We start from the raw sequence: 18283 nt of genomic DNA, 5'->3' as shown, positions 1-18283 counted from the left end.
ACTCCATTAATCTAAAAGCGGTTTAATTGATTTAGAAACCGCTTCGGCAATGCGTTCATAACGTACACGCAATGGGGAACCCGGACGGTAAACTAAAATGACATCACGCGCCGGCTGTGGTGTGTGGCATGGCAGGTATTTCACGCCGCCACGAGCGCCCTCACTAAGAACCGCAAGTTGCGGCATTAAAGTCATGCCGGCATTGGCCGCCACCATGTTACGCAAGGTTTCCAAACTGGTTGCTTGGTAATGTGAATTTTCTTTTGCACCGGCAGTGAAACAATAGCCAAGAGCTTGATTCCGCAAACAGTGTCCATCATCTAACATTAACATTTCACGATCTTTTAGCATGCTCATTGGAATGGTCTCTTCCTTCGCCCAAGGATGGGTTTCGGAAACGGCCAGTAGCATTTTTTCGTTAAATAGCGGCACTTCGATGAACGGTTCGGTTTCACGCACAGAGGCAACAATAGCGCAATCGAGTCGGCCGGTTTCTAATTGTTCCAATAATTGATGGGTTTGTGCTTCGTACAAGAATAACTCGAGTTCAGGGAAAGCCTGTTGTAGCGCCGGAACAATGTGCGGCATTAAATAAGGCCCGATGGTTGGAATGACGCCAACGTGCAATGGACCGGTCATTTCTTTGCCTTGGTTGCTTGCCATTTCTTTTAATAATTTCACTTCGCGTAGGATAGTTTTGGCTTGTTCAACCAACAATAAACCTGATTGAGTGAATAAAACTTTACGGCTGGTACGTTCCAATAAAATAATGCCGAGCTCGTCTTCTAATTTACGAATTTGACCGCTTAAGGTAGGTTGACTGACATGACAAGAATCTGCCGCACGACGAAAGTGCTTGTATTCAGCAAGAGCAACAAGGTATTCTAAATCGCGAATATTCATAGGTCCTCATTATAGAAAGTAACAATTAAAAGGATAGAATTAATTGATTGTGACTATATCATAATTTTACCTATAATTCATCGTCATTTAGAATCTGTTTAGGTTTTGTACAGCAGTTTCTAATCCGTTCCACATCATTAATAGGAGAAAAATCATGTCCAATATGGAAGGTAAAAAAGTTCCTCAAGTGACATTCCGCACTCGCCAAGGCGACCAATGGGTTGATGTAACTTCATCCGAATTATTTGATAACAAAACTGTTATCGTTTTCTCTCTACCGGGTGCATTTACCCCAACTTGTTCTTCTTCCCACTTACCACGTTACAACGAATTAGCACCAGTATTCAAAAAATACGGCGTTGATGACATTCTCGTGGTTTCTGTGAACGATACTTTCGTTATGAACGCATGGAAAGAAGACGAAAAAGCCGACAACATCACTTTCGTTCCGGACGGTAATGGTGAATTTACCGAAGGCATGGGTATGTTGGTAGGTAAAGAAGATTTAGGTTTCGGTAAACGTTCATGGCGTTATTCTATGCTCGTGAAAAACGGCGTAGTAGAAAAAATGTTCGTTGAACCAAATGAGCCGGGCGACCCGTTCAAAGTGTCCGATGCTGATACCATGTTGAAATACCTTGCACCACAACACCAAGTTCAAGAATCCATCGCGATCTTTACTAAACCTGGTTGCCCATACTGTGCAAAAGCAAAACAAATGTTACATGACAAAGGCTTAAGCTTTGAAGAAATCGTATTAGGTCATGATGCAACTATCGTGAGCGTGCGTGCGGTTTCCGGTCGTGCGACTGTGCCACAAGTCTTCATCGGTGGTAAACACATCGGTGGTAGCGATGATTTAGAAGCGTATTTCGCGAAATAATCAGCGTATAGACTGAATAAAAAAGGGCGTCATGTTGACGTCCTTTTTGTTTTTTAGTTAATAATGCGGTGGCGGGGTTTCTTCCGCTTGGCTGGCGATATTGGAAGGCTGCATGTCTTTCATTTTGTTCACCACATAACGGAGCTGGAGTTGCATTTTGTCTAAAATAAATTGCTGCTCGATTAACGCTTGATTCAATTCTTCAATCACCGTTTCCTGAAAGGTGACTTTCATTTCCAGCTCGGCAATTCGCTGTTCTAAATGTTGTTGTATCGACATAATAATTTCCTAAATAAATGTTGTGAATTTGTTGAATCCGTTTTACCCTATCCTGCGCATCTGTCACTTATTATAAAGGATTGAACACAATGTTAAAAATTCAAAAAGTCTCCGCTTTAGCGCTCATGTTAAGTGCGGTCATTTCCGGCAACGTTTTAGCAGCAGAGCAAAACGATGCTAAATTCAAAGAAGAATCTTCTTATGCCGTTGGTGTGTTATTTGGTACTGATTTACAAGGCCTTATCAATGCCCAAAAAGGCGTTATCGACTATGACAACGCAAAAGTGGTGGCCGGGATTGCCGATGTATTAAACGGCAAAGTTAAGTTGGAAGACAACAAAGACATCGCGACTGCTTTGCAAGGCATTGATGCTAAATTAAAAGCAGAGAGTGAAAAACGTGCCGCTGCCGTGGCACAGAAAGCCGAAGAGGAAGGCAATAAATTTGCCGCGGAATTTGCTAAAAAAGATGGCGTGAAGAAAACGGCTTCCGGTTTGTTATATCGTGTCGAAAAAGCCGGCTCCGGTAATGCGATCAACGCGACAGATGTCGTAAAAGTACACTATACCGGCAAATTACCTGACGGAACGGTGTTTGATAGCTCCGTACAACGCGGTACCCCAGCAGAATTCCCGTTAAATCAAGTAATTAAAGGTTGGACTGAAGGTCTGCAATTAGTGAAAAAAGGTGGCAAAATCGAATTGGTGTTACCACCGGATTTGGCTTATGGCAAAGACGGTGCCGGTGCGAGCATTCCGCCAAACTCAACACTTTATTTTGACGTCGAAGTCTTAGATGTGATTCCTGCGAAAAAATAACGAAAAAAACGACCGCACTTTTCGGTGTTGAACTGATAAGTGCGGTCATTTGTTTGAATAAATACCAACACGCTCTTTCATGCTCACAGATAAACGCCCTTTTACCGACGAAGATCGCACAATTTTAAATTCCTATATTGCCGTGGTTGACGGTGTCAGTGCGCTCATCGGGCAACATTGTGAAATCGTTCTACATTCTTTTGAGGATTTAGAACACTCCGCCATTTACATCGCTAACGGACATAACACCAACCGCCAAGTGGGCTCGCCTATGACGGATCTTGCGTTGCGTTCATTGCACAATATGAAATCGGAAAGCGTCAGCAAACCGTATTTTACCCGCGCCAAGAAAAGCAGTGGCTTGATGAAGTCAGTGACTATCGCGATTCGTAACAGCGCAAAACGTATCATTGGCCTGCTTTGCATCAACATTAATTTAGATGTCCCTATGTCGCAATTCCTACAAAACTTTATTCCGGCATCGGATCACAGTGAAACCTCTGCGGTGAACTTTGCCAGTTCGGTGGAGGAATTGGTGGTTCAAACCGTGGAAAAAACCATTGAGGAAGTGACTTCCGACCGTATGGTGGCAAATAATAATAAAAACCGCCAAATCGTGATTTCGTTGTATGAGAAAGGGATTTTCGACATTAAAGATGCGATCAATTTGGTGGCGGAACGCCTCAATATTTCCCGCCATACCGTGTATTTATACATTCGCCAAATTAAACAGGATCAGGACGAGTAATCATGGATTATGTATTGGTGGTTAAACAATCGGTTTATGGGAGCCAAGGCGCTTTTCTTGCGTATCAGTTAGCACAAGAGTTGGTTCACAAACATCACATCCGCCAAATCTTTTTCTATCAAGACGGTGTTAGCAATGGCAACGCCTTGGTGTATCCCGCCAATGATGAATTTCATTTAGTCAAAGCATGGCAAGCCTTTTCTCGCCAATTTAATGTGCCGTTGCATTTATGTGTTGCCGCAGCGCAACGCCGTGGCGTGGTGGACAGCGAGTCGGCGGCGGATAAAAGTGCGGTCAGTTTGGCGGACGTTTTTCAACTTGCCGGCTTAGGTGAATTTAGCCAAGCCTTGCTTCAAGCTGATCGAGTGATAACCGTATGAGTAAACTTGCCTTTATTTTTCGTCATGCCCCTTACGGCACGGCCAATACACGGGAAGGATTAGATGCGCTGCTTGCCGCGACGGCATTTTGTGCCGAAGAAGACATTGCGGTGTTTTTCCTAGATGACGGTGTGTTGAACTTGCAAAAACAGCAACAAGCGGAAGTCGTCTTGCAAAAAGACACGGCAAGTGCGTTGAAATTATTGGATTTATACGATATTGAACAGCGCTATGTGTGTGCCGATTCACTGCAACAATTTCAGCTGACATCGTCGGATTTCGTCTTGGATTGTGATGTACTACCGCGTCAACAGTTGTTACAAATCCTGCAACAAAGTGAAAAAATTTTGACTTTTTGATTATGCTTTATACTTTTTCTCAAGCCCATTATTCACAAACAGAACTGGAACATTATTTGCTGAATGCCACGGCGCAGGATGCGGTGGTGTTATGGCAAGATGGCGTGTTATTGGCGTTAAAACAGGCGGATGTGTTGGCGCGTTGTCATGCCTCCTGTTTTGCCTTAGAGAACGATATTTTGGCGAGAAATTTAACCGCACTTCTGCCAAATGATGCAAAAGTGCGGTCTATTTCGTTAGCAGATTTTGTTGCGCTCAGCGAACAGTATTTCCCACAAATTGCCCTATAAAAAGAACAGGCTAAATTTCATATTCCACGCAAACGGGAATTTTTGCCTGCAGCAAGAATTGCTTAGTGCGTTCATGTTGTGGATTTTCAAAAAATTCGCGAGCGCTGTTTTGTTCCACCACATTCCCGTCAGCCATCAAAATCACACGATCTGCCACATCACGGGCGAATTGCATTTCATGGGTCACGATAATCATCGTCCAGCCTTCTTGTGCCAGTAACTTTAACGTTTGTAGCACTTCGCCCACTAATTCCGGATCCAACGCCGAGGTGGGTTCATCTAGCAAAATAATATCCGGTTGAACCGCTAACGCACGGGCAATGCCCACCCGTTGTTGCTGACCACCGGAAAGTTGCGATGGATATAAGTGCATTTTGTCTTTTAAGCCCACTTTGGTGAGCAATTCCACGGCACGTTGTTCTGCTTCTACTTTGCTTTTCTTTTGCACTACGACCATCCCTTCCATCACATTTTCAAGTGCGGTGCGATGAGGGAACAAATTGTATTGCTGAAACACCATGGAAGAGCGACGACGTAATTTGAGTTCGTCCGCTTTGCTGATTTTCTTAGCAAAATCTAAGAAAAGGCTGCCATCGGTAAAATGCAACGTGCCTTGTTCAGCGCGTTCCAATAGGTTTAAACAGCGCAAAAAGGTGGTTTTACCCGAGCCGGAAGGACCGAGAATCGCCACGACTTCGCCTTTTTCAATGTGAAAATCGATCCCTTTGAGCACCGAATTGCCATTAAATGTTTTATGAATATTGTTCACTTCTAACATGTGATTTCCTTAGGCCTTGAGATGACGGGATAGGCGTTGTTCCAAGCGATCTTGCGCAAAGGATAAAATCAAACAAATGCACCAGTAAATCAGTGCGGCTTCGCTATAAATCATAATAAATTCATAGTTTTCTGCAGTGATGTTTTGTGCCACGCGAAACATTTCCGTCACTAATACTAACGATGCCAAAGACGTATCTTTTACGTTGCTGATAAAGGTGTTTGCCAATGGCGGCACCGATACGCGCAAGGCTTGCGTCATGATGGTGCGAGTGAAAGTTTGATAATAATTCATGCCGATGGAATAGGAGGCTTCCCACTGCCCTTTCGGAATAGATAAAATCGCTGCGCGAATGGTTTCTGAGGCGTAAGCGCCGATGTTAATGGAAAAGGCGATAATCGCTGTTGGAAACGGATCGAGCTTAATGCCTACTTCCGGCAGACCATAGAAAATAATGAAAATCTGCACCAACATCGGTGTGCCGCGAATGGTGGAAACATAAATGCGGCAAAGTATTTGCAATAAACGCATGCCAAGATTTGGCTTTTCCACAATGCGAATCAACGCCACAATTAATGCAATAGCCACCCCGGCAAAGAAAGAAATCACCGCCAACGGAATGGTTTTATCAATGGCGGCTTCCAACATAGGCCAAAAAGAGCTGATGACTTCATCAGCTCTTTCTGCATTCATAAAGGGAAGTGACGCGAGAAAATTATTGAGTAATGTCATCACCGAACCATTTGATTGAAATTTGTTTCAAGGTGCCGTCTTTTCTTAATTCTTCCAATGCTTGGTTAATTTTTTCGATCAACGGTTCTTCTCCTTTTAACACGGCGAAGCCGGAAGGCACTTTTTCATCACGTTTTACGGCAATTTTCAAACCGGCATTCGGTTGTTTTTTGAAGTAATCCAAAACTGCCAAGTGATCGTTCACTGTCGTTTCGGCGCGATCTTGGGTGATCAATTTCAACGCTTGAGCCAAACCGTCCACCACGATTAATTCTGCACCATTGGCTTTGGCGATTTTGCCGTAGTTACTGGTTAAGGATTGTGCTGCTTTTTTGCCTTTTAAATCTTCAAAGGTTTTAATGCTATTGTCGTCTTCTTTGGTCACGATAACGGCAGTGGAATAGTTATACGGCGCAGTGTAAAGGTATTTTTTCAAACGTTCCGGGCTTGGGTTGGTTTGGTTGGCGATTAAGTCGAAACGTTTGGCGTTCAAGCCTGCGTACATAGAATCCCATTGGGTTTCGTTAAATTGAATGGTTAACCCTAAACGTTGTGCTACGGCTTCAATGACTTCTACGTCAAAACCGGTTAATTTGCCGCTGTCATCGTGGAAGGTGAAGGGCGCATAAGTGCCTTCTGTGCCCACTAATAAGGTTTTGGTTTTTTCTACACGGTCAGAAATTTCACCCGCTATGGTCTGAGTGGCGACACCCAATGCCAAACCGGATAACAGTAATACGTTTGCAAAAATAGATTTTTTCATGAGTCATTCCTCTCTTGAGAATTTGCTTAATAAGACCAAAAGTGCGGTGAATTATTACAGTAAATTTACACCCAATAAAATAATCATTTTCTCTATCGTATAACCAAAAGAAATAAAATGATGTCACCAAATTAACGGTATTTATCCAAGAAACGGTAATAGTTCACGCCGATTTTTAATGCGAGGTTCTTCACTAATTTGCCGCCGAATACTGAAGGCACTTTTAATTTACTGAAGATAGCCAAGCGTTCATCGTTGCCTAAAATGGCTTCTGCGACAACGCGTCCCGCCAAACCAGTGAGCGCCACGCCGTGGCCGGAATAGCCGTGGGCGAAATAAATATGTGGCGAAATGCGTCCGAAATGTGGATTGGAATTGATGGTCATGTCGATAGGGCCGCCCCAACCGTAATCAATTTTAACGTTTTCCAACTGTGGGAAAACGTGCAACATATTGTGGCGCATAACCTCAATCATGTTTTTCTCCGAGCTGGAATCGCTCCCGAATAATAAACGGTTATCGGCGCTTAAACGGTAATAATCCAGCAAATAATTGCTGTCGCACACAGACATGCCGTTATTGATCACGGAATCGGCGGTGGCTTGATCAAGCGGTTCGGTGGCGATGATAAAACTTTCTACCGGTAGAATTTTGCGGGCAATGCCACGGTGAATACTTTTTGGTAGCACATCAATGTAGGCGTTAGTCGCCAACACTACATCTTTGGCAACAACCACGCTTTTATCCGTTATGACTTCAATGTCTGTCGCCTTTTCACGCAAATCTACCACAGGCGATTGCTCATAAATACGCACGCCCAAATCCAAGCACGCTTTTGCCAAACCTAAGCAATAATTAAGCGGATGCAAATGGCCGGAATTGCTATCATACAACGCACCACAATAAATTTTGCTGCCGAGATGTTGTTCCAATTTTGCTTTGTCCCAAAGCTGCATATTTTGATAGCCAAAAATCTCGTGGCTGGCTTTTTCAGCCGCGATTAAATCTTCCATGCGACGCTCGTTGAGCGCCAACGTGGCATAGCCTTTCTTCCAATCGCACTGAATATCGTATTTCGCAATGCGTTCATCAATAATATCAATGGCTTCTAAGGACATTTGCCATAACTTACGGGCAGTTTCCAAGCCTACTTGTTCGATATATTCATCGATGCCGTCTTCAAAACCGTTAATGGCCTGACCGCCACTACGCCCTGATGCGCCAAAGCCTACCCGTGCGCCTTCCAGTACGATCACGCTTTTGCCCTGTTCGGCAAGTTCTAATGCCGTGGATAAACCGAAAAAGCCTGCACCGACAATGCACACGTCAGCCGATTCTTTTTGATTTAACGGCGGTAACTCGAAATGTTGGTTACGGGTGACGGAATAATAGGATTCAATATGTTCTTGATGTGAAAACGCTAGCATAAATAAACGCCTGTAATGAAAAGTGGGTGCATATTACTACGCAAGGGGGAGAAGTCAATATTTGAACAAACACACGAAAAAGTGCGGTTATTTTTCTACCTGAATTTTATATGGCGTAAATCTCGCCTTTGCCGGCATGCGTTCTTGAATGCGTGCGCGGTTGAGCGCGAGGGCTGCTTCTGTGGGTTTGTAATCGAGCCATAAAGTGGGATCTTGCGGCAACTCTTCATTCCAAATGTATTGCACGTTAAAGCCGCGTGCTTTGCATTCGGCATGCAGAAGATCGTAGCGTTTTTTCAAAAAAGCCATTTTGTTGAAGAAGAAACGAACGTGGCCTTCGCCTAGTTTGTACTCTGCCGGTTGTCCTTTTAAATGATATTTGCCTTTGGCGACGGCATTGGGAATGCGGGTGAGCTCGCGGTGTTCGGCGAGTAAATGTTGATCGCACAATTCGGCAGGTGGCACCAGGTTGATTCTAGTCATGTTTTCTCTATAACGTTAAAAACGATGCGTCATACTAGAAGAAATCAGTGATATCGTCCAATGACTTTTTAGGCGGAATCCATCAAGTATAAAGTGCGGTCAAAAATTGATGTGTTTTTTGACCGCACTTCGCGTTTTGTTTATTGCAACGCTTTCAATGCTTTGCGATATTCTTTTGATTGTTGCAATAAAATTTTAGCGGCTTCGCGCAGTTTATCCACGTCAGATTCCGGCAAATAGAAAGAGGTGCCGATGTTGAGTACATCGTTTTTCAGCTGCCCTTCCGGTAGATTTTTCAAACTCAAATTCACAAAATAAATTTTAATTTTTACGTCTTTTTTACGTTTAGCGTAAGCGTTCCATTGTTCGGCAAATTTTTGTGAGTATTTCACCGTAGATTCCGTGGTTTTATCAATCGGTACATTAATGACCGTGTTCACCACTTCTCTGATGCCCGGTACGTCGGCAGACTTATCAATGTGGCTGGTGCGCTCGTTTTGTGCGTTGACGTTGACCACCACAATGTTGCGTAAATTGTAGTGTTTTAGCTCAGCATATAATTTGCGCATGCTGAGTAAATTCGACACATCCAATAAACTGGCTAGGCCAAGATTGTCTGTTAAGCCACCGTCAACCAGATGTAAATATGGTCTTTCTGCACTGTTTTGGTAACGCGCAACACGTTTTTTCATGGCTTCAAAATTGCTCAACAACAGACGATTTTTCGGTAGTGTCAGCATCAGCAAGTCTTTCTTACTTTCCGCATGGCAGGTGCCACCGTGATTGTTTTGTGTGATTGGTGAGAAAATTAACGGCACGGCACTGGAGGCGGCCACTGCTCGGGCGATTTCAACATCATTGAGATCCACGCAAAGCCAATCGAAGAAATCTTGTGTAAAGGAAATTTTTTGTTCTGCGGTCATGTCGGTGGCGTTAATGACGGCAAAGGGCCCTTTACGTTGTTCAAGGTCGGCAAATTTTTTCCCACCGTACAACGCAAGATTCAGCTGCTCTTGCAACAAATCGCTACGCCCGAATTGTGGGGAGGTAAGACGAGGTACGTTGCTCATGGAAAAGACTTCATTAATGACTTTCTTCTGGAAATTCTTTTTCAAAAAGGACTCATTAAATTTCGGAATAATGTCTTGTCCTTCTAACGCAAAATATGCGGCAAGCACAGAGCCGCCTGAGACACCATACACCACGTCAATATTTTGTAATAACGTATCGCCTTTTTCCGTTGGTCGTACGCTGGCGTGTTGGAATTGTTCTAACACACCATAACCCAAAGAAGCTGCCCGTGAGCCACCACCAGAAAAGGCGACAATCACCAAATTTTCTTTTTGTAATGCCTGTTGCATGGCACTTTCTAAGCGATAGCCTTTTTCCGGCTCAATTTGCTCGATAGTTTTGGTGGGGTGATAAATAATGGAATGGCATGCGGTAAGTAAAGCAAGGCTGCCAGCAAGTAAGGTACATTTGAAAGAAATGTGAAGGTGTTTCATAACAATATCCCTTTGCTGTGATTGGATAATTTTTATTCTACAACGCTTATAAGCAAGGGGAAAGGGAGGTTGATCACACATCATGGATTTTGACCGTTGGTTACGTCATTGAGTCAGCCTAAGTGCGGTAAGAATTTGTAACGTTTTACATAAAAACAACCTGAAAACTCACCGCACTTTATGCGGTAAAAATTCATTGTGTTTGCCCGAAAGCACGGGACAAGTATTTAAAATCTGCTATACTGCCAGCCGAGTTTTTACTCAGTTCCTTTATGAAAATTAACCACTCGCTATTGTTAGCTTTGGAGGACAATAAATTGAAAAATTTGTTTGCAAAAACGCTTAAAACCCTCGGCTTGACGCTGACTCTCCTTTCCACCACCGCCTTTGCGCAAGAAAAACTGTACGTTTATAACTGGACCGATTACGTCCCTTCCAACCTCGTTGCCGAATTTACCAAAGAAACCGGTATTGAAGTGATTTATTCCACGTTTGAAAGCAACGAAGAAATGTATGCCAAACTCAAACTGATTTCTGATAACGCTGGCTATGACTTGGTATTCCCGTCCAGCTATTATGTGAACAAAATGGCGAAAGATGGCATGTTGCAAAAGCTTGATCACAGTAAGTTAAGCAATTTCAAACAAATTCCCGACAATTTATTGCATAAAGACTTCGATCCGAACAACGAGTATTCCTTGCCGTATGTTTACGGCTTGACCGGGTTGGCGGTGAATTCCGAAGATATTGATCCAAGCAAAATCACCAGCTGGGCCGATTTATGGAATCCGGAATATAAAGGCAAAGTATTGCTGACCAGTGACTCACGCGAAGTATTTCATGTTGCGTTATTGTTAGATGGTAAATCGCCGAATACCACCAATGAAGAAGAGATTAAAGCGGCTTATGAGCGCTTGGTGAAACTGCTGCCGAATGTGGCGGTGTTTAACTCCGACTCACCGGAAGTGCCTTATGTGCAAGGCGAGGTGTCATTAGGCATGATTTGGAACGGTTCCGGCTATTTGGCGCATAAAGAAAACGATAAAATTGCTTTTGTATATCCGAAAGAAGGCGCGATTTTCTGGATGGATAACTACGCGATTCCAAAAAGCGCAAAAAATGTGGAAAATGCCTATAAATTCATCGATTTCCTATTACGTCCTGAAAATGCCAAAGTGGTGTTGGAACGATTGGGTTATTCCATGCCAAATAATGGGGTGAAAGCCTTGTTGGAACCGGCCATGGCGGAAAATCCAACTTTATTCCCACCGGCTGAAGAAGTGGAAAAAGGCATTATCCAAAGCGATGTAGGCTCCGCGGTGGATATTTATGAAAAATATTGGAATCAATTAAAAACCAATTAATTTCTATTCTGCCAATAAATACATGAAAAACGACCCGCACTTTATATGTAAGTGCGGGTCGTTTTTTATTTAAGCCATCAAATGATAAAAATCCACCGAATTAACATTTATTTTATAAGATGAAACCTATTGATTTCATTACGTAAGAACACGTCTTAAAAGTTGCTTTCTGGGCTAAGTGGGGGTATATTCCTAGTACTTTTTGGCTATGCGCAAAGATAGCTATCTTAACGATTCAACTCGTTTTTCCACCCTCCAAATAAAGGAATACATTATGACTAACCAGTTAGATTCTCTTCGCGAACTTACCGTTGTTGTTGCCGATACCGGTGACATTGATGCCATTCGTCAATATAAACCTGAAGATGCCACGACGAATCCATCTTTGATTCTGAGTGCAGCGGCGCTACCACAATATGCGGCGTTGATTGATGAAGCAATTGCTTATGGTAAACAACAAAGTCAGGACAAAGCACAGCAACTTGTTGATGCGGAAGATAAATTGGCGGTCAACATTGGTTTGGAAATCTTAAAATTAGTGCCGGGCCGTGTTTCTACGGAAGTGGATGCGCGTCTTTCTTATGACACCGAGGCGACCGTTGCAAAAGCAAGAAAATTGATTGCGTTGTATGAAGCGGCAGGCATTAATAAAAATCGTATTTTGATTAAAATCGCCTCTACATGGCAAGGTATCCGTGCTGCGGAAATCTTAGAGAAAGAAGGCATCAACTGTAACCTCACCTTATTATTCTCCGAAGCGCAAGCACGCGCTTGTGCAGAAGCCGGTGTTTATTTGATCTCGCCATTTGTAGGCCGTATTTTAGACTGGTATAAAGCTAACACCGATAAAAAAGAATATGCGCCGGCAGAAGATCCGGGCGTGATTTCTGTGACCAAAATTTACAATTACTACAAACAATATGGCTATAAAACCGTGGTGATGGGCGCCAGTTTCCGTAACGTGGGCGAAATCATTGAATTAGCCGGTTGCGACCGTTTAACCATTGCTCCGCCACTATTAAAAGCCCTACACGAAACACCAAATGCGGTAGTGAGAAAACTGGGTTTCCAAGGCGAAGTACAAGCTAAACCGCAACCATTAACCGAAGCTGAATTCTATTGGCAACATAACAGTGATGCCATGGCCGTGGAAAAACTGGCCGAGGGTATTCGTAAATTTGCCGTTGACCAAGGCAAATTAGAAGAGATGTTACTGTCTAAATGGTAATGGTTTATTAGTTATGTATTAAGCAAAAGTGCGGTAGACATTTTCCGTGTTTAAAAACGCTGAAAAATCTGACCGCATTTTTTTATGAGCACACCCTATTTTGTCAATTTATCTCAATCAGGAGGCACAATGTCAACTCGTCAACAACTCGCCAATGCCATTCGCTTTTTAAGTATGGATGCGGTGCAAAAAGCCAAATCCGGTCACCCGGGTGCACCGATGGGCATGGCAGATATCGCAGAAGTATTATGGCGTGATTTTTTACATCACAACCCAACCAACCCACAATGGGCTAACCGCGACCGTTTCGTGTTATCTAACGGCCACGGTTCTATGCTGATTTACAGCTTGTTACATTTAAGCGGTTACGATGTATCTATTGAAGATTTAAAACAATTCCGTCAATTACATTCCAAAACTCCGGGACACCCTGAATTTGGTTACACACCGGGCGTTGAAACCACTACAGGCCCACTAGGTCAAGGCATCACCAACGCAGTCGGTATGGCGATTGCAGAGAAAACGTTAGCGGGTCAATTTAACCGTGACGGCCATAACATCGTGGATCACCACACCTATGTTTTCTTGGGCGATGGCTGTTTAATGGAAGGGATTTCCCACGAGGCTTGTTCTTTAGCAGGTACCTTGGGCTTAGGTAAATTAATTGCCTTCTACGATGACAATAACATTTCTATTGATGGTCATGTTGACGGTTGGTTTACCGATGACACACAAAAACGCTTTGAAGCTTACGGCTGGCAAGTGGTTCCGGCAATCGACGGTCACAACCCGGCACAAATCATTGAGGCGATTAAACAAGCGCAAGCGGAAACCAATAAACCGACCTTAATTATTTGTAAAACCATTATCGGTTTCGGTTCTCCGAATAAATCCAACTCTCACGATTGCCACGGTGCACCATTAGGTGATGAAGAAATCGCATTAACCCGTAAAGCACTAAACTGGGATTACGCACCGTTTGAGATCCCAGCTGATATTTATGCACAATGGGATGCAAAAGCGAAAGGCGCAGAGCTAGAAAAAGCATGGCATGAAAAATTTGCTGCTTATGCGAAAGCCTATCCGGAATTAGCCGCTGAATTTACCCGTCGCATGGAGAAAAACCTTCCGGCAGATTGGGCAAAAGAATCTCAAGCGTTCATTGACCATTTACAAGCGAACCCGGCAAGCATTGCAAGCCGTAAAGCATCACAAAATGCTATCGAAGCTTATGCAAAAGTGTTACCGGAATTACTTGGTGGTTCTGCCGATTTGGCAAGCTCCAACTTGACCCTTTGGTCCGGCTCTAAACCAATTCGTGCGACTCAAAACGTGGATGGTAACTACCTCAACTATGGCGTACGCGAGTTCGGTATGGCGGCAATCATGAACGGTATCGCGCTTCATGGCGGTTTCATTCCTTATGGCGCAACGTTCCTCATGTTCATGGAATACGCTCACAACGCGATTCGCATGGCAGCCTTAATGAAACAACGCAGCTTGTTCGTGTTCACCCATGATTCCATCGGTTTAGGCGAAGATGGTCCAACCCATCAACCGGTTGAACAAACCTCCGCATTGCGTTTAATCCCGAACTTGAACACATGGCGCCCTTGCGACCAAGTAGAATCTGCCATTGCTTGGAAAGCGGCGATTGAAAGAACCGATGGCCCAAGCGCATTAATTTTCACCCGTCAAAACTTGGCACAAATGGACCGCACTTCTGAGCAATTAGCTAACGTAGCGCGCGGTGCTTATGTATTAAAAGACTGCGCCGGCACGCCGGATCTGATTTTCATTGCGACCGGTTCTGAAGTGGAATTGGCAGTGAAAGCCGCAGAACAATTAACCGCAGAAGGCAAAAAAATCCGTGTGGTTTCTATGCCAAGTACGAACGTGTTCGACAAACAGGACGAGGCTTATCGCGAAGCCGTATTGCCAAGCGCGGTGACTAAACGTGTTGCTGTTGAAGCAGGCATTGCCGATTTCTGGTACAAATACGTTGGCTTCAATGGTCGTATCGTTGGTATGAACAGCTTCGGTGAATCCGCACCGGCAGACCAATTGTTCAAACTCTTTGGTTTCACGGTGGATAACGTGGTCGCTAAAGCGAAAGAAATTCTTTAATTTCAGACCGCACTTTAAATAAAAAACCACCTCTGTATGAGGTGGTTTTTTCTTATAATTCAAATCAATGAAATGAATGACCAGTCGTTTCTTTCAGAATTTTTATCCTAGTTGGATTTTATTCTTTTAAAAGAATGATTAAGACTTTTTCTTGATAGGTAATATGAGGCGAAAGGAATAAAAGAGAGGTGGTATGATAAAACGTTGTGCTTGGTCGGAGGAGTTGCCAATTTATCGAGATTATCACGATAACGAATGGGGCAAACCACAATTTGATGAGCAGAAATTATTTGAAAAACTCTGTTTGGAAGGGCAGCAAGCGGGGTTGTCTTGGATTACGCTTTTGAAAAAGCGAGAAAATTACCGAAACGCTTTTTTTCAATTTGATCCGGAAAAAGTTGCCCAAATGACGGCTGGAGACATTGATCAATGTATGCAAAATCCGGGATTGATTCGTTACCGAGCAAAGCTAGAAGCCATTGTTAAAAATGCGCAGGCATTTCTTGCCATGAAAAAGTGCGGTGAGAATTTCAGTGATTTTATTTGGTCTTTTGTGAATCATCAGCCGCAAATGAATGATGTCCCCGAGCTTTCGGTGGTCCCGGCGCAAACGCCGACGTCTATTGAAATGTCAAAAGCGTTAAAAAAACGTGGTTTTGTGTTTGTCGGTCCAACCACCTGTTATGCCTTTATGCAATCCATGGGATTGGTGAATGATCACTGGAATCAATGCCACTGTAAATCGCCGGATTAAACAGTGCGATCCCCCTTATTTTCCCGTATAATCACGCCATTATTTGGCTAGAAAATGGTTGTCCAATGAAGAAAAATGCTTATACCTTAATTTCACTGTCAATTTTGACCGCACTTTATAGCGCAACAAGTGCCGCCGATTTAGCAAAACAATGTTTATCCGGCGTACCGCACTTTAGTGGTGAGGTGGTGTCCGAAAATCCAAATGATTTGCCGATTTACATCGAGGCGGACAGTGCGGAAATCAACCAATCTAACGGTGGTGTTTATAAAGGCAACGTAGATATCAAGCAAGGCGTTCGCCATTTGCAATCTGCGGAAGTGGAGATTCAACAGACAGGTGAAGGCGATAACATACAACGTTATGCGTTTGCGCGTGGTGGTTTTGATTACCGGGACAACCAAATTAATCTTTTGGGTGATGATGCGAAAGTGCATTTAAACAACAAAGATACGGATATTCAAAATGCCAATTATCAATTAGTGGATCGTCAAGGCCGTGGCGCCGCAGAAAGTGTGGAATTGCGTGATGACTATCGTGTGATGAAAAATGCCACCTTTACCTCTTGTTTGCCGGACGATAATGCTTGGTCTATTTACGCCAATGAAATGCGCCAACATGTCAAAGAAGAATATGCGGAAATGTGGCATGCCCGTTTACGTGTACATGGCGTGCCGGTATTTTATACACCGTATTTACAGTTACCAATTGGCGATCGCCGTCGTTCCGGTTTACTTGTGCCGGTTGTGGGACATTCTAGCCGTGACGGTTATTTCTATGCCCAGCCGGTGTATTGGAATATTGCGCCGAATTTTGATGCCACGATTGCGCCAAAATATATGTCTCGCCGTGGTTGGCAAGTTAACGGTGAGTTTCGTTACCTTAGTGCCTTGGGTGAAGGGCAAATTGCTGGTGAATATTTGAATGATGACCGCTTAAGTGATTATGTCAGCGATAACCGTAAACGTCATTTATTCCATTGGAAACACAATGCGGCGTTTGCACAGGATTGGCGCTTAGATATTGATTACACCAAAGTGAGTGACAAACGTTATTTTACTGATATTGATTCCAACTATGGTAGCAGCACCGATGGCTATACGAATCAAATCGCGCGTTTAGCCTATTATCAACCGAACTACAATATCGCCCTTTCCGCCAAACAATTCCAAATTTTTGATGAAGTAGATGTTGGGCCTTATCGTGCGTTACCGCAAATTGATTTCAATTATTACCAAAATGGTTTGCTTGACGATAAGCTCGATTTTAAACTCTTTTCTCAAGCGGTGCACTTTGATAATGACAGTGCAAGCATGCCAAAAGCGTGGCGTTTCCACCTTGAGCCAAGTTTAAATAGTACGTTGTCGAATCGTTATGGTAGCGCAAATTTTGAAACTAAATTATATGCAACCCATTACCAACAAAAGCGGGGTAATGCAGCGGACGCCGAGGATGTTGAACATCACGTTACTCGCGTGATCCCACAAATTAAAGCGGATTTCCAAACCGTATTGGCTAGCAATAAGAGTTTCTTAGACGGCTACACACAGACCCTTGAGCCGCGTGTGCAATATTTGTATCGCCCTTATAAAAACCAAAGCAATATCGGCTCCAAACGAAATTCAGAGTACCTTGGCTTTGGATACGATTCTTCATTATTGCAACAAGACTATTTCTCTTTGTTCCGCGATCGCCGTTACAGCGGCTTAGACCGAATTGCTTCGGTCAACCAAGTGACGGTTGGCGGAACGATGCGCTTCTTTGATGAAAACAAAGAAGAGCGTTTTAATGTTGCCGCCGGACAAACCTATTATTTGGAATCTTCACGCATTGACGATGATCCACGTAATAAAACCTCCGGTTTATCTTCTTCCTGGGCGGTTGAGTCTAACTGGAAGATTGATGAACAATGGCACTGGCGTGCGAGTTTTCAATACGACCAACAGTTAAAACAAATTTCTTTAGCAAATACCGGCATCGAATTTAACCCAATGAACCATAATGTCATTCAGTTAAATTATCGTTATGTGAGTCAAGAATATATCGATCAAAACTTAACGTCTAATGCTCAAGGCTATAACCAAGACATTAATCAGTTAGGGATTCAATTCGGTTGGGAATTAACGGATAACTGGGCAATCGTTGGGCGTTATTACCAAGATCTTTCTTTGCAAAAACCGGTAGAACAATACCTTGGTCTGCAATATAACACGTGTTGCTGGAGTGTTGGTGTGGGAGCAAGACGTTATGTCACAAACCGTCAAAATCAAAGAAATGATGAGATTTTTTATGATAATGCCATCGGCGTGACCTTTGAATTACGTGGTTTCGGCAATGATCACCAAAGCGGTATCGAAAATATGATGAGACGCGGAAAATTGCCTTATCTACAAGCGTTCAGCTTATATTAACCGTATGAGATAAATGAAAAACGTGAGCCATAAGCTCACGTTTTTTATTTT

General features: G+C 43.4%; 19 protein-coding genes. 11 read left to right on the top strand and 8 right to left on the bottom strand.

The genetic code is table 11. From position 1 onward, the window contains the following. Window positions 1-6: 6 nt before the first annotated feature. On the bottom strand, window positions 7-903 hold the full coding sequence (oxyR, locus tag HMPREF9064_RS00565) for a DNA-binding transcriptional regulator OxyR (protein WP_006719772.1): 897 nt from the start codon (window positions 901-903) through the stop codon (window positions 7-9). Between the two features lie 154 nt (window positions 904-1057). Between oxyR and pgdx the strand changes: the two genes are divergently transcribed. Further along, window positions 1058-1786 carry a hybrid peroxiredoxin PGdx gene (gene pgdx, locus HMPREF9064_RS00570; RefSeq protein ID WP_006719770.1) on the top strand — a complete coding sequence of 243 codons (729 nt, stop codon included), beginning with the start codon at window positions 1058-1060 and terminating at the stop codon, window positions 1784-1786. A gap of 57 nt (window positions 1787-1843) precedes the next feature. Here pgdx and HMPREF9064_RS00575 read toward each other — a convergent pair whose 3' ends face one another. Then, the gene (locus HMPREF9064_RS00575) at window positions 1844-2065 is read right to left on the bottom strand and encodes a SlyX family protein (protein WP_006719768.1); all 222 of its coding nucleotides are present in this window, start codon (window positions 2063-2065) and stop codon (window positions 1844-1846) included. Window positions 2066-2154: 89 nt separating this feature from the next. On the opposite strand from HMPREF9064_RS00575, the gene HMPREF9064_RS00580 reads away from it, so the two are divergent. From HMPREF9064_RS00580 to HMPREF9064_RS00600, 5 genes are all read left to right on the top strand, one after another. Beyond that, window positions 2155-2883 carry an FKBP-type peptidyl-prolyl cis-trans isomerase gene (locus HMPREF9064_RS00580; protein ID WP_006719766.1) on the top strand — a complete coding sequence of 243 codons (729 nt, stop codon included), beginning with the start codon at window positions 2155-2157 and terminating at the stop codon, window positions 2881-2883. A 79-nt stretch (window positions 2884-2962) separates the two neighbouring features. After that, window positions 2963-3631 (top strand): helix-turn-helix transcriptional regulator, encoded by a 669-nt coding sequence (locus HMPREF9064_RS00585; RefSeq protein WP_006719764.1) that lies wholly within the window; start codon window positions 2963-2965, stop codon window positions 3629-3631. A 2-nt stretch (window positions 3632-3633) separates the two neighbouring features. After that, window positions 3634-4011 carry a sulfurtransferase complex subunit TusD gene (gene tusD, locus HMPREF9064_RS00590; protein ID WP_006719762.1) on the top strand — a complete coding sequence of 126 codons (378 nt, stop codon included), beginning with the start codon at window positions 3634-3636 and terminating at the stop codon, window positions 4009-4011. Beyond that, a complete protein-coding gene (gene tusC, locus HMPREF9064_RS00595) occupies window positions 4008-4370 on the top strand; it encodes a sulfurtransferase complex subunit TusC (RefSeq protein ID WP_006719760.1) in 363 nt (120 codons plus the stop codon). Before tusD ends, tusC begins: the two co-directional genes overlap by 4 nt. Before the next feature lie 2 nt (window positions 4371-4372). Then, window positions 4373-4660, top strand: coding sequence for a DsrH/TusB family sulfur relay protein (locus tag HMPREF9064_RS00600; RefSeq protein ID WP_006719758.1), 288 nt, complete (start codon window positions 4373-4375; stop codon window positions 4658-4660). Between the two features lie 10 nt (window positions 4661-4670). Here the strand turns inward: HMPREF9064_RS00600 and HMPREF9064_RS00605 are convergent, their stop codons facing one another. The 6 genes from HMPREF9064_RS00605 to HMPREF9064_RS00630 form a co-directional block, all read right to left on the bottom strand. After that, window positions 4671-5438 (bottom strand): amino acid ABC transporter ATP-binding protein, encoded by a 768-nt coding sequence (locus HMPREF9064_RS00605; RefSeq protein WP_006719756.1) that lies wholly within the window; start codon window positions 5436-5438, stop codon window positions 4671-4673. Between the two features lie 9 nt (window positions 5439-5447). Next, window positions 5448-6170, bottom strand: coding sequence for an amino acid ABC transporter permease (locus HMPREF9064_RS00610; RefSeq protein ID WP_006719754.1), 723 nt, complete (start codon window positions 6168-6170; stop codon window positions 5448-5450). Next, a complete protein-coding gene (locus HMPREF9064_RS00615) occupies window positions 6154-6933 on the bottom strand; it encodes an amino acid ABC transporter substrate-binding protein (RefSeq protein ID WP_006719752.1) in 780 nt (259 codons plus the stop codon). Before HMPREF9064_RS00615 ends, HMPREF9064_RS00610 begins: the two co-directional genes overlap by 17 nt. Window positions 6934-7064: 131 nt before the next feature. After that, window positions 7065-8360, bottom strand: coding sequence for an NAD(P)/FAD-dependent oxidoreductase (locus HMPREF9064_RS00620; RefSeq protein ID WP_006719750.1), 1296 nt, complete (start codon window positions 8358-8360; stop codon window positions 7065-7067). Window positions 8361-8447: 87 nt separating this feature from the next. Further along, window positions 8448-8843 (bottom strand): pyrimidine dimer DNA glycosylase/endonuclease V, encoded by a 396-nt coding sequence (locus HMPREF9064_RS00625; RefSeq protein WP_006719747.1) that lies wholly within the window; start codon window positions 8841-8843, stop codon window positions 8448-8450. A gap of 140 nt (window positions 8844-8983) precedes the next feature. Further along, the gene (locus HMPREF9064_RS00630; RefSeq protein WP_032998031.1) at window positions 8984-10348 is read right to left on the bottom strand and encodes a patatin-like phospholipase family protein; all 1365 of its coding nucleotides are present in this window, start codon (window positions 10346-10348) and stop codon (window positions 8984-8986) included. Window positions 10349-10665: 317 nt separating this feature from the next. Between HMPREF9064_RS00630 and HMPREF9064_RS00635 the strand changes: the two genes are divergently transcribed. The 5 genes from HMPREF9064_RS00635 (at window position 10666) to lptD (ending at window position 18232) form a co-directional block, all read left to right on the top strand. Continuing rightward, on the top strand, window positions 10666-11712 hold the full coding sequence (locus HMPREF9064_RS00635; protein WP_006719744.1) for an extracellular solute-binding protein: 1047 nt from the start codon (window positions 10666-10668) through the stop codon (window positions 11710-11712). A 274-nt stretch (window positions 11713-11986) separates the two neighbouring features. Beyond that, window positions 11987-12940, top strand: coding sequence for a transaldolase (gene tal / locus HMPREF9064_RS00640; RefSeq protein WP_032998029.1), 954 nt, complete (start codon window positions 11987-11989; stop codon window positions 12938-12940). Between the two features lie 129 nt (window positions 12941-13069). Next, window positions 13070-15067, top strand: coding sequence for a transketolase (gene tkt, locus HMPREF9064_RS00645; protein WP_006719740.1), 1998 nt, complete (start codon window positions 13070-13072; stop codon window positions 15065-15067). Between the two features lie 193 nt (window positions 15068-15260). After that, window positions 15261-15821, top strand: a complete 561-nt coding sequence (locus HMPREF9064_RS00650; RefSeq protein WP_006719738.1) for a DNA-3-methyladenine glycosylase I — start codon at window positions 15261-15263, stop codon at window positions 15819-15821. Between the two features lie 65 nt (window positions 15822-15886). Continuing rightward, window positions 15887-18232 carry an LPS assembly protein LptD gene (lptD, locus tag HMPREF9064_RS00655; protein ID WP_006719736.1) on the top strand — a complete coding sequence of 782 codons (2346 nt, stop codon included), beginning with the start codon at window positions 15887-15889 and terminating at the stop codon, window positions 18230-18232. Window positions 18233-18283: the final 51 nt, after the last annotated feature.

The organism is Aggregatibacter segnis ATCC 33393 (assembly GCF_000185305.1).
Classification (GTDB): domain Bacteria; phylum Pseudomonadota; class Gammaproteobacteria; order Enterobacterales; family Pasteurellaceae; genus Aggregatibacter; species Aggregatibacter segnis.
The sequence above is the reverse complement of the archived record's forward strand: the minus strand, read 5'-3'. Positions and strand labels throughout refer to the sequence as shown.

Excerpts from the sequence above, each read along its gene's own strand:
- oxyR (WP_006719772.1), bottom strand. The coding sequence starts at position 903 with ATGAATATTCGCGATTTAGAATACCTTGTTGCTCTTGCTGAATACAAG.
- pgdx (WP_006719770.1), top strand. The coding sequence starts at position 1,058 with ATGTCCAATATGGAAGGTAAAAAAGTTCCTCAAGTGACATTCCGCACT.
- HMPREF9064_RS00575 (WP_006719768.1), bottom strand. The coding sequence starts at position 2,065 with ATGTCGATACAACAACATTTAGAACAGCGAATTGCCGAGCTGGAAATG.
- HMPREF9064_RS00580 (WP_006719766.1), top strand. The coding sequence starts at position 2,155 with ATGTTAAAAATTCAAAAAGTCTCCGCTTTAGCGCTCATGTTAAGTGCG.
- HMPREF9064_RS00585 (WP_006719764.1), top strand. The coding sequence starts at position 2,963 with ATGCTCACAGATAAACGCCCTTTTACCGACGAAGATCGCACAATTTTA.
- tusD (WP_006719762.1), top strand. The coding sequence starts at position 3,634 with ATGGATTATGTATTGGTGGTTAAACAATCGGTTTATGGGAGCCAAGGC.
- tusC (WP_006719760.1), top strand. The coding sequence starts at position 4,008 with ATGAGTAAACTTGCCTTTATTTTTCGTCATGCCCCTTACGGCACGGCC.
- HMPREF9064_RS00600 (WP_006719758.1), top strand. The coding sequence starts at position 4,373 with ATGCTTTATACTTTTTCTCAAGCCCATTATTCACAAACAGAACTGGAA.
- HMPREF9064_RS00605 (WP_006719756.1), bottom strand. The coding sequence starts at position 5,438 with ATGTTAGAAGTGAACAATATTCATAAAACATTTAATGGCAATTCGGTG.
- HMPREF9064_RS00610 (WP_006719754.1), bottom strand. The coding sequence starts at position 6,170 with ATGACATTACTCAATAATTTTCTCGCGTCACTTCCCTTTATGAATGCA.
- HMPREF9064_RS00615 (WP_006719752.1), bottom strand. The coding sequence starts at position 6,933 with ATGAAAAAATCTATTTTTGCAAACGTATTACTGTTATCCGGTTTGGCA.
- HMPREF9064_RS00620 (WP_006719750.1), bottom strand. The coding sequence starts at position 8,360 with ATGCTAGCGTTTTCACATCAAGAACATATTGAATCCTATTATTCCGTC.
- HMPREF9064_RS00625 (WP_006719747.1), bottom strand. The coding sequence starts at position 8,843 with ATGACTAGAATCAACCTGGTGCCACCTGCCGAATTGTGCGATCAACAT.
- HMPREF9064_RS00630 (WP_032998031.1), bottom strand. The coding sequence starts at position 10,348 with ATGAAACACCTTCACATTTCTTTCAAATGTACCTTACTTGCTGGCAGC.
- tal (WP_032998029.1), top strand. The coding sequence starts at position 11,987 with ATGACTAACCAGTTAGATTCTCTTCGCGAACTTACCGTTGTTGTTGCC.
- tkt (WP_006719740.1), top strand. The coding sequence starts at position 13,070 with ATGTCAACTCGTCAACAACTCGCCAATGCCATTCGCTTTTTAAGTATG.
- HMPREF9064_RS00650 (WP_006719738.1), top strand. The coding sequence starts at position 15,261 with ATGATAAAACGTTGTGCTTGGTCGGAGGAGTTGCCAATTTATCGAGAT.
- lptD (WP_006719736.1), top strand. The coding sequence starts at position 15,887 with ATGAAGAAAAATGCTTATACCTTAATTTCACTGTCAATTTTGACCGCA.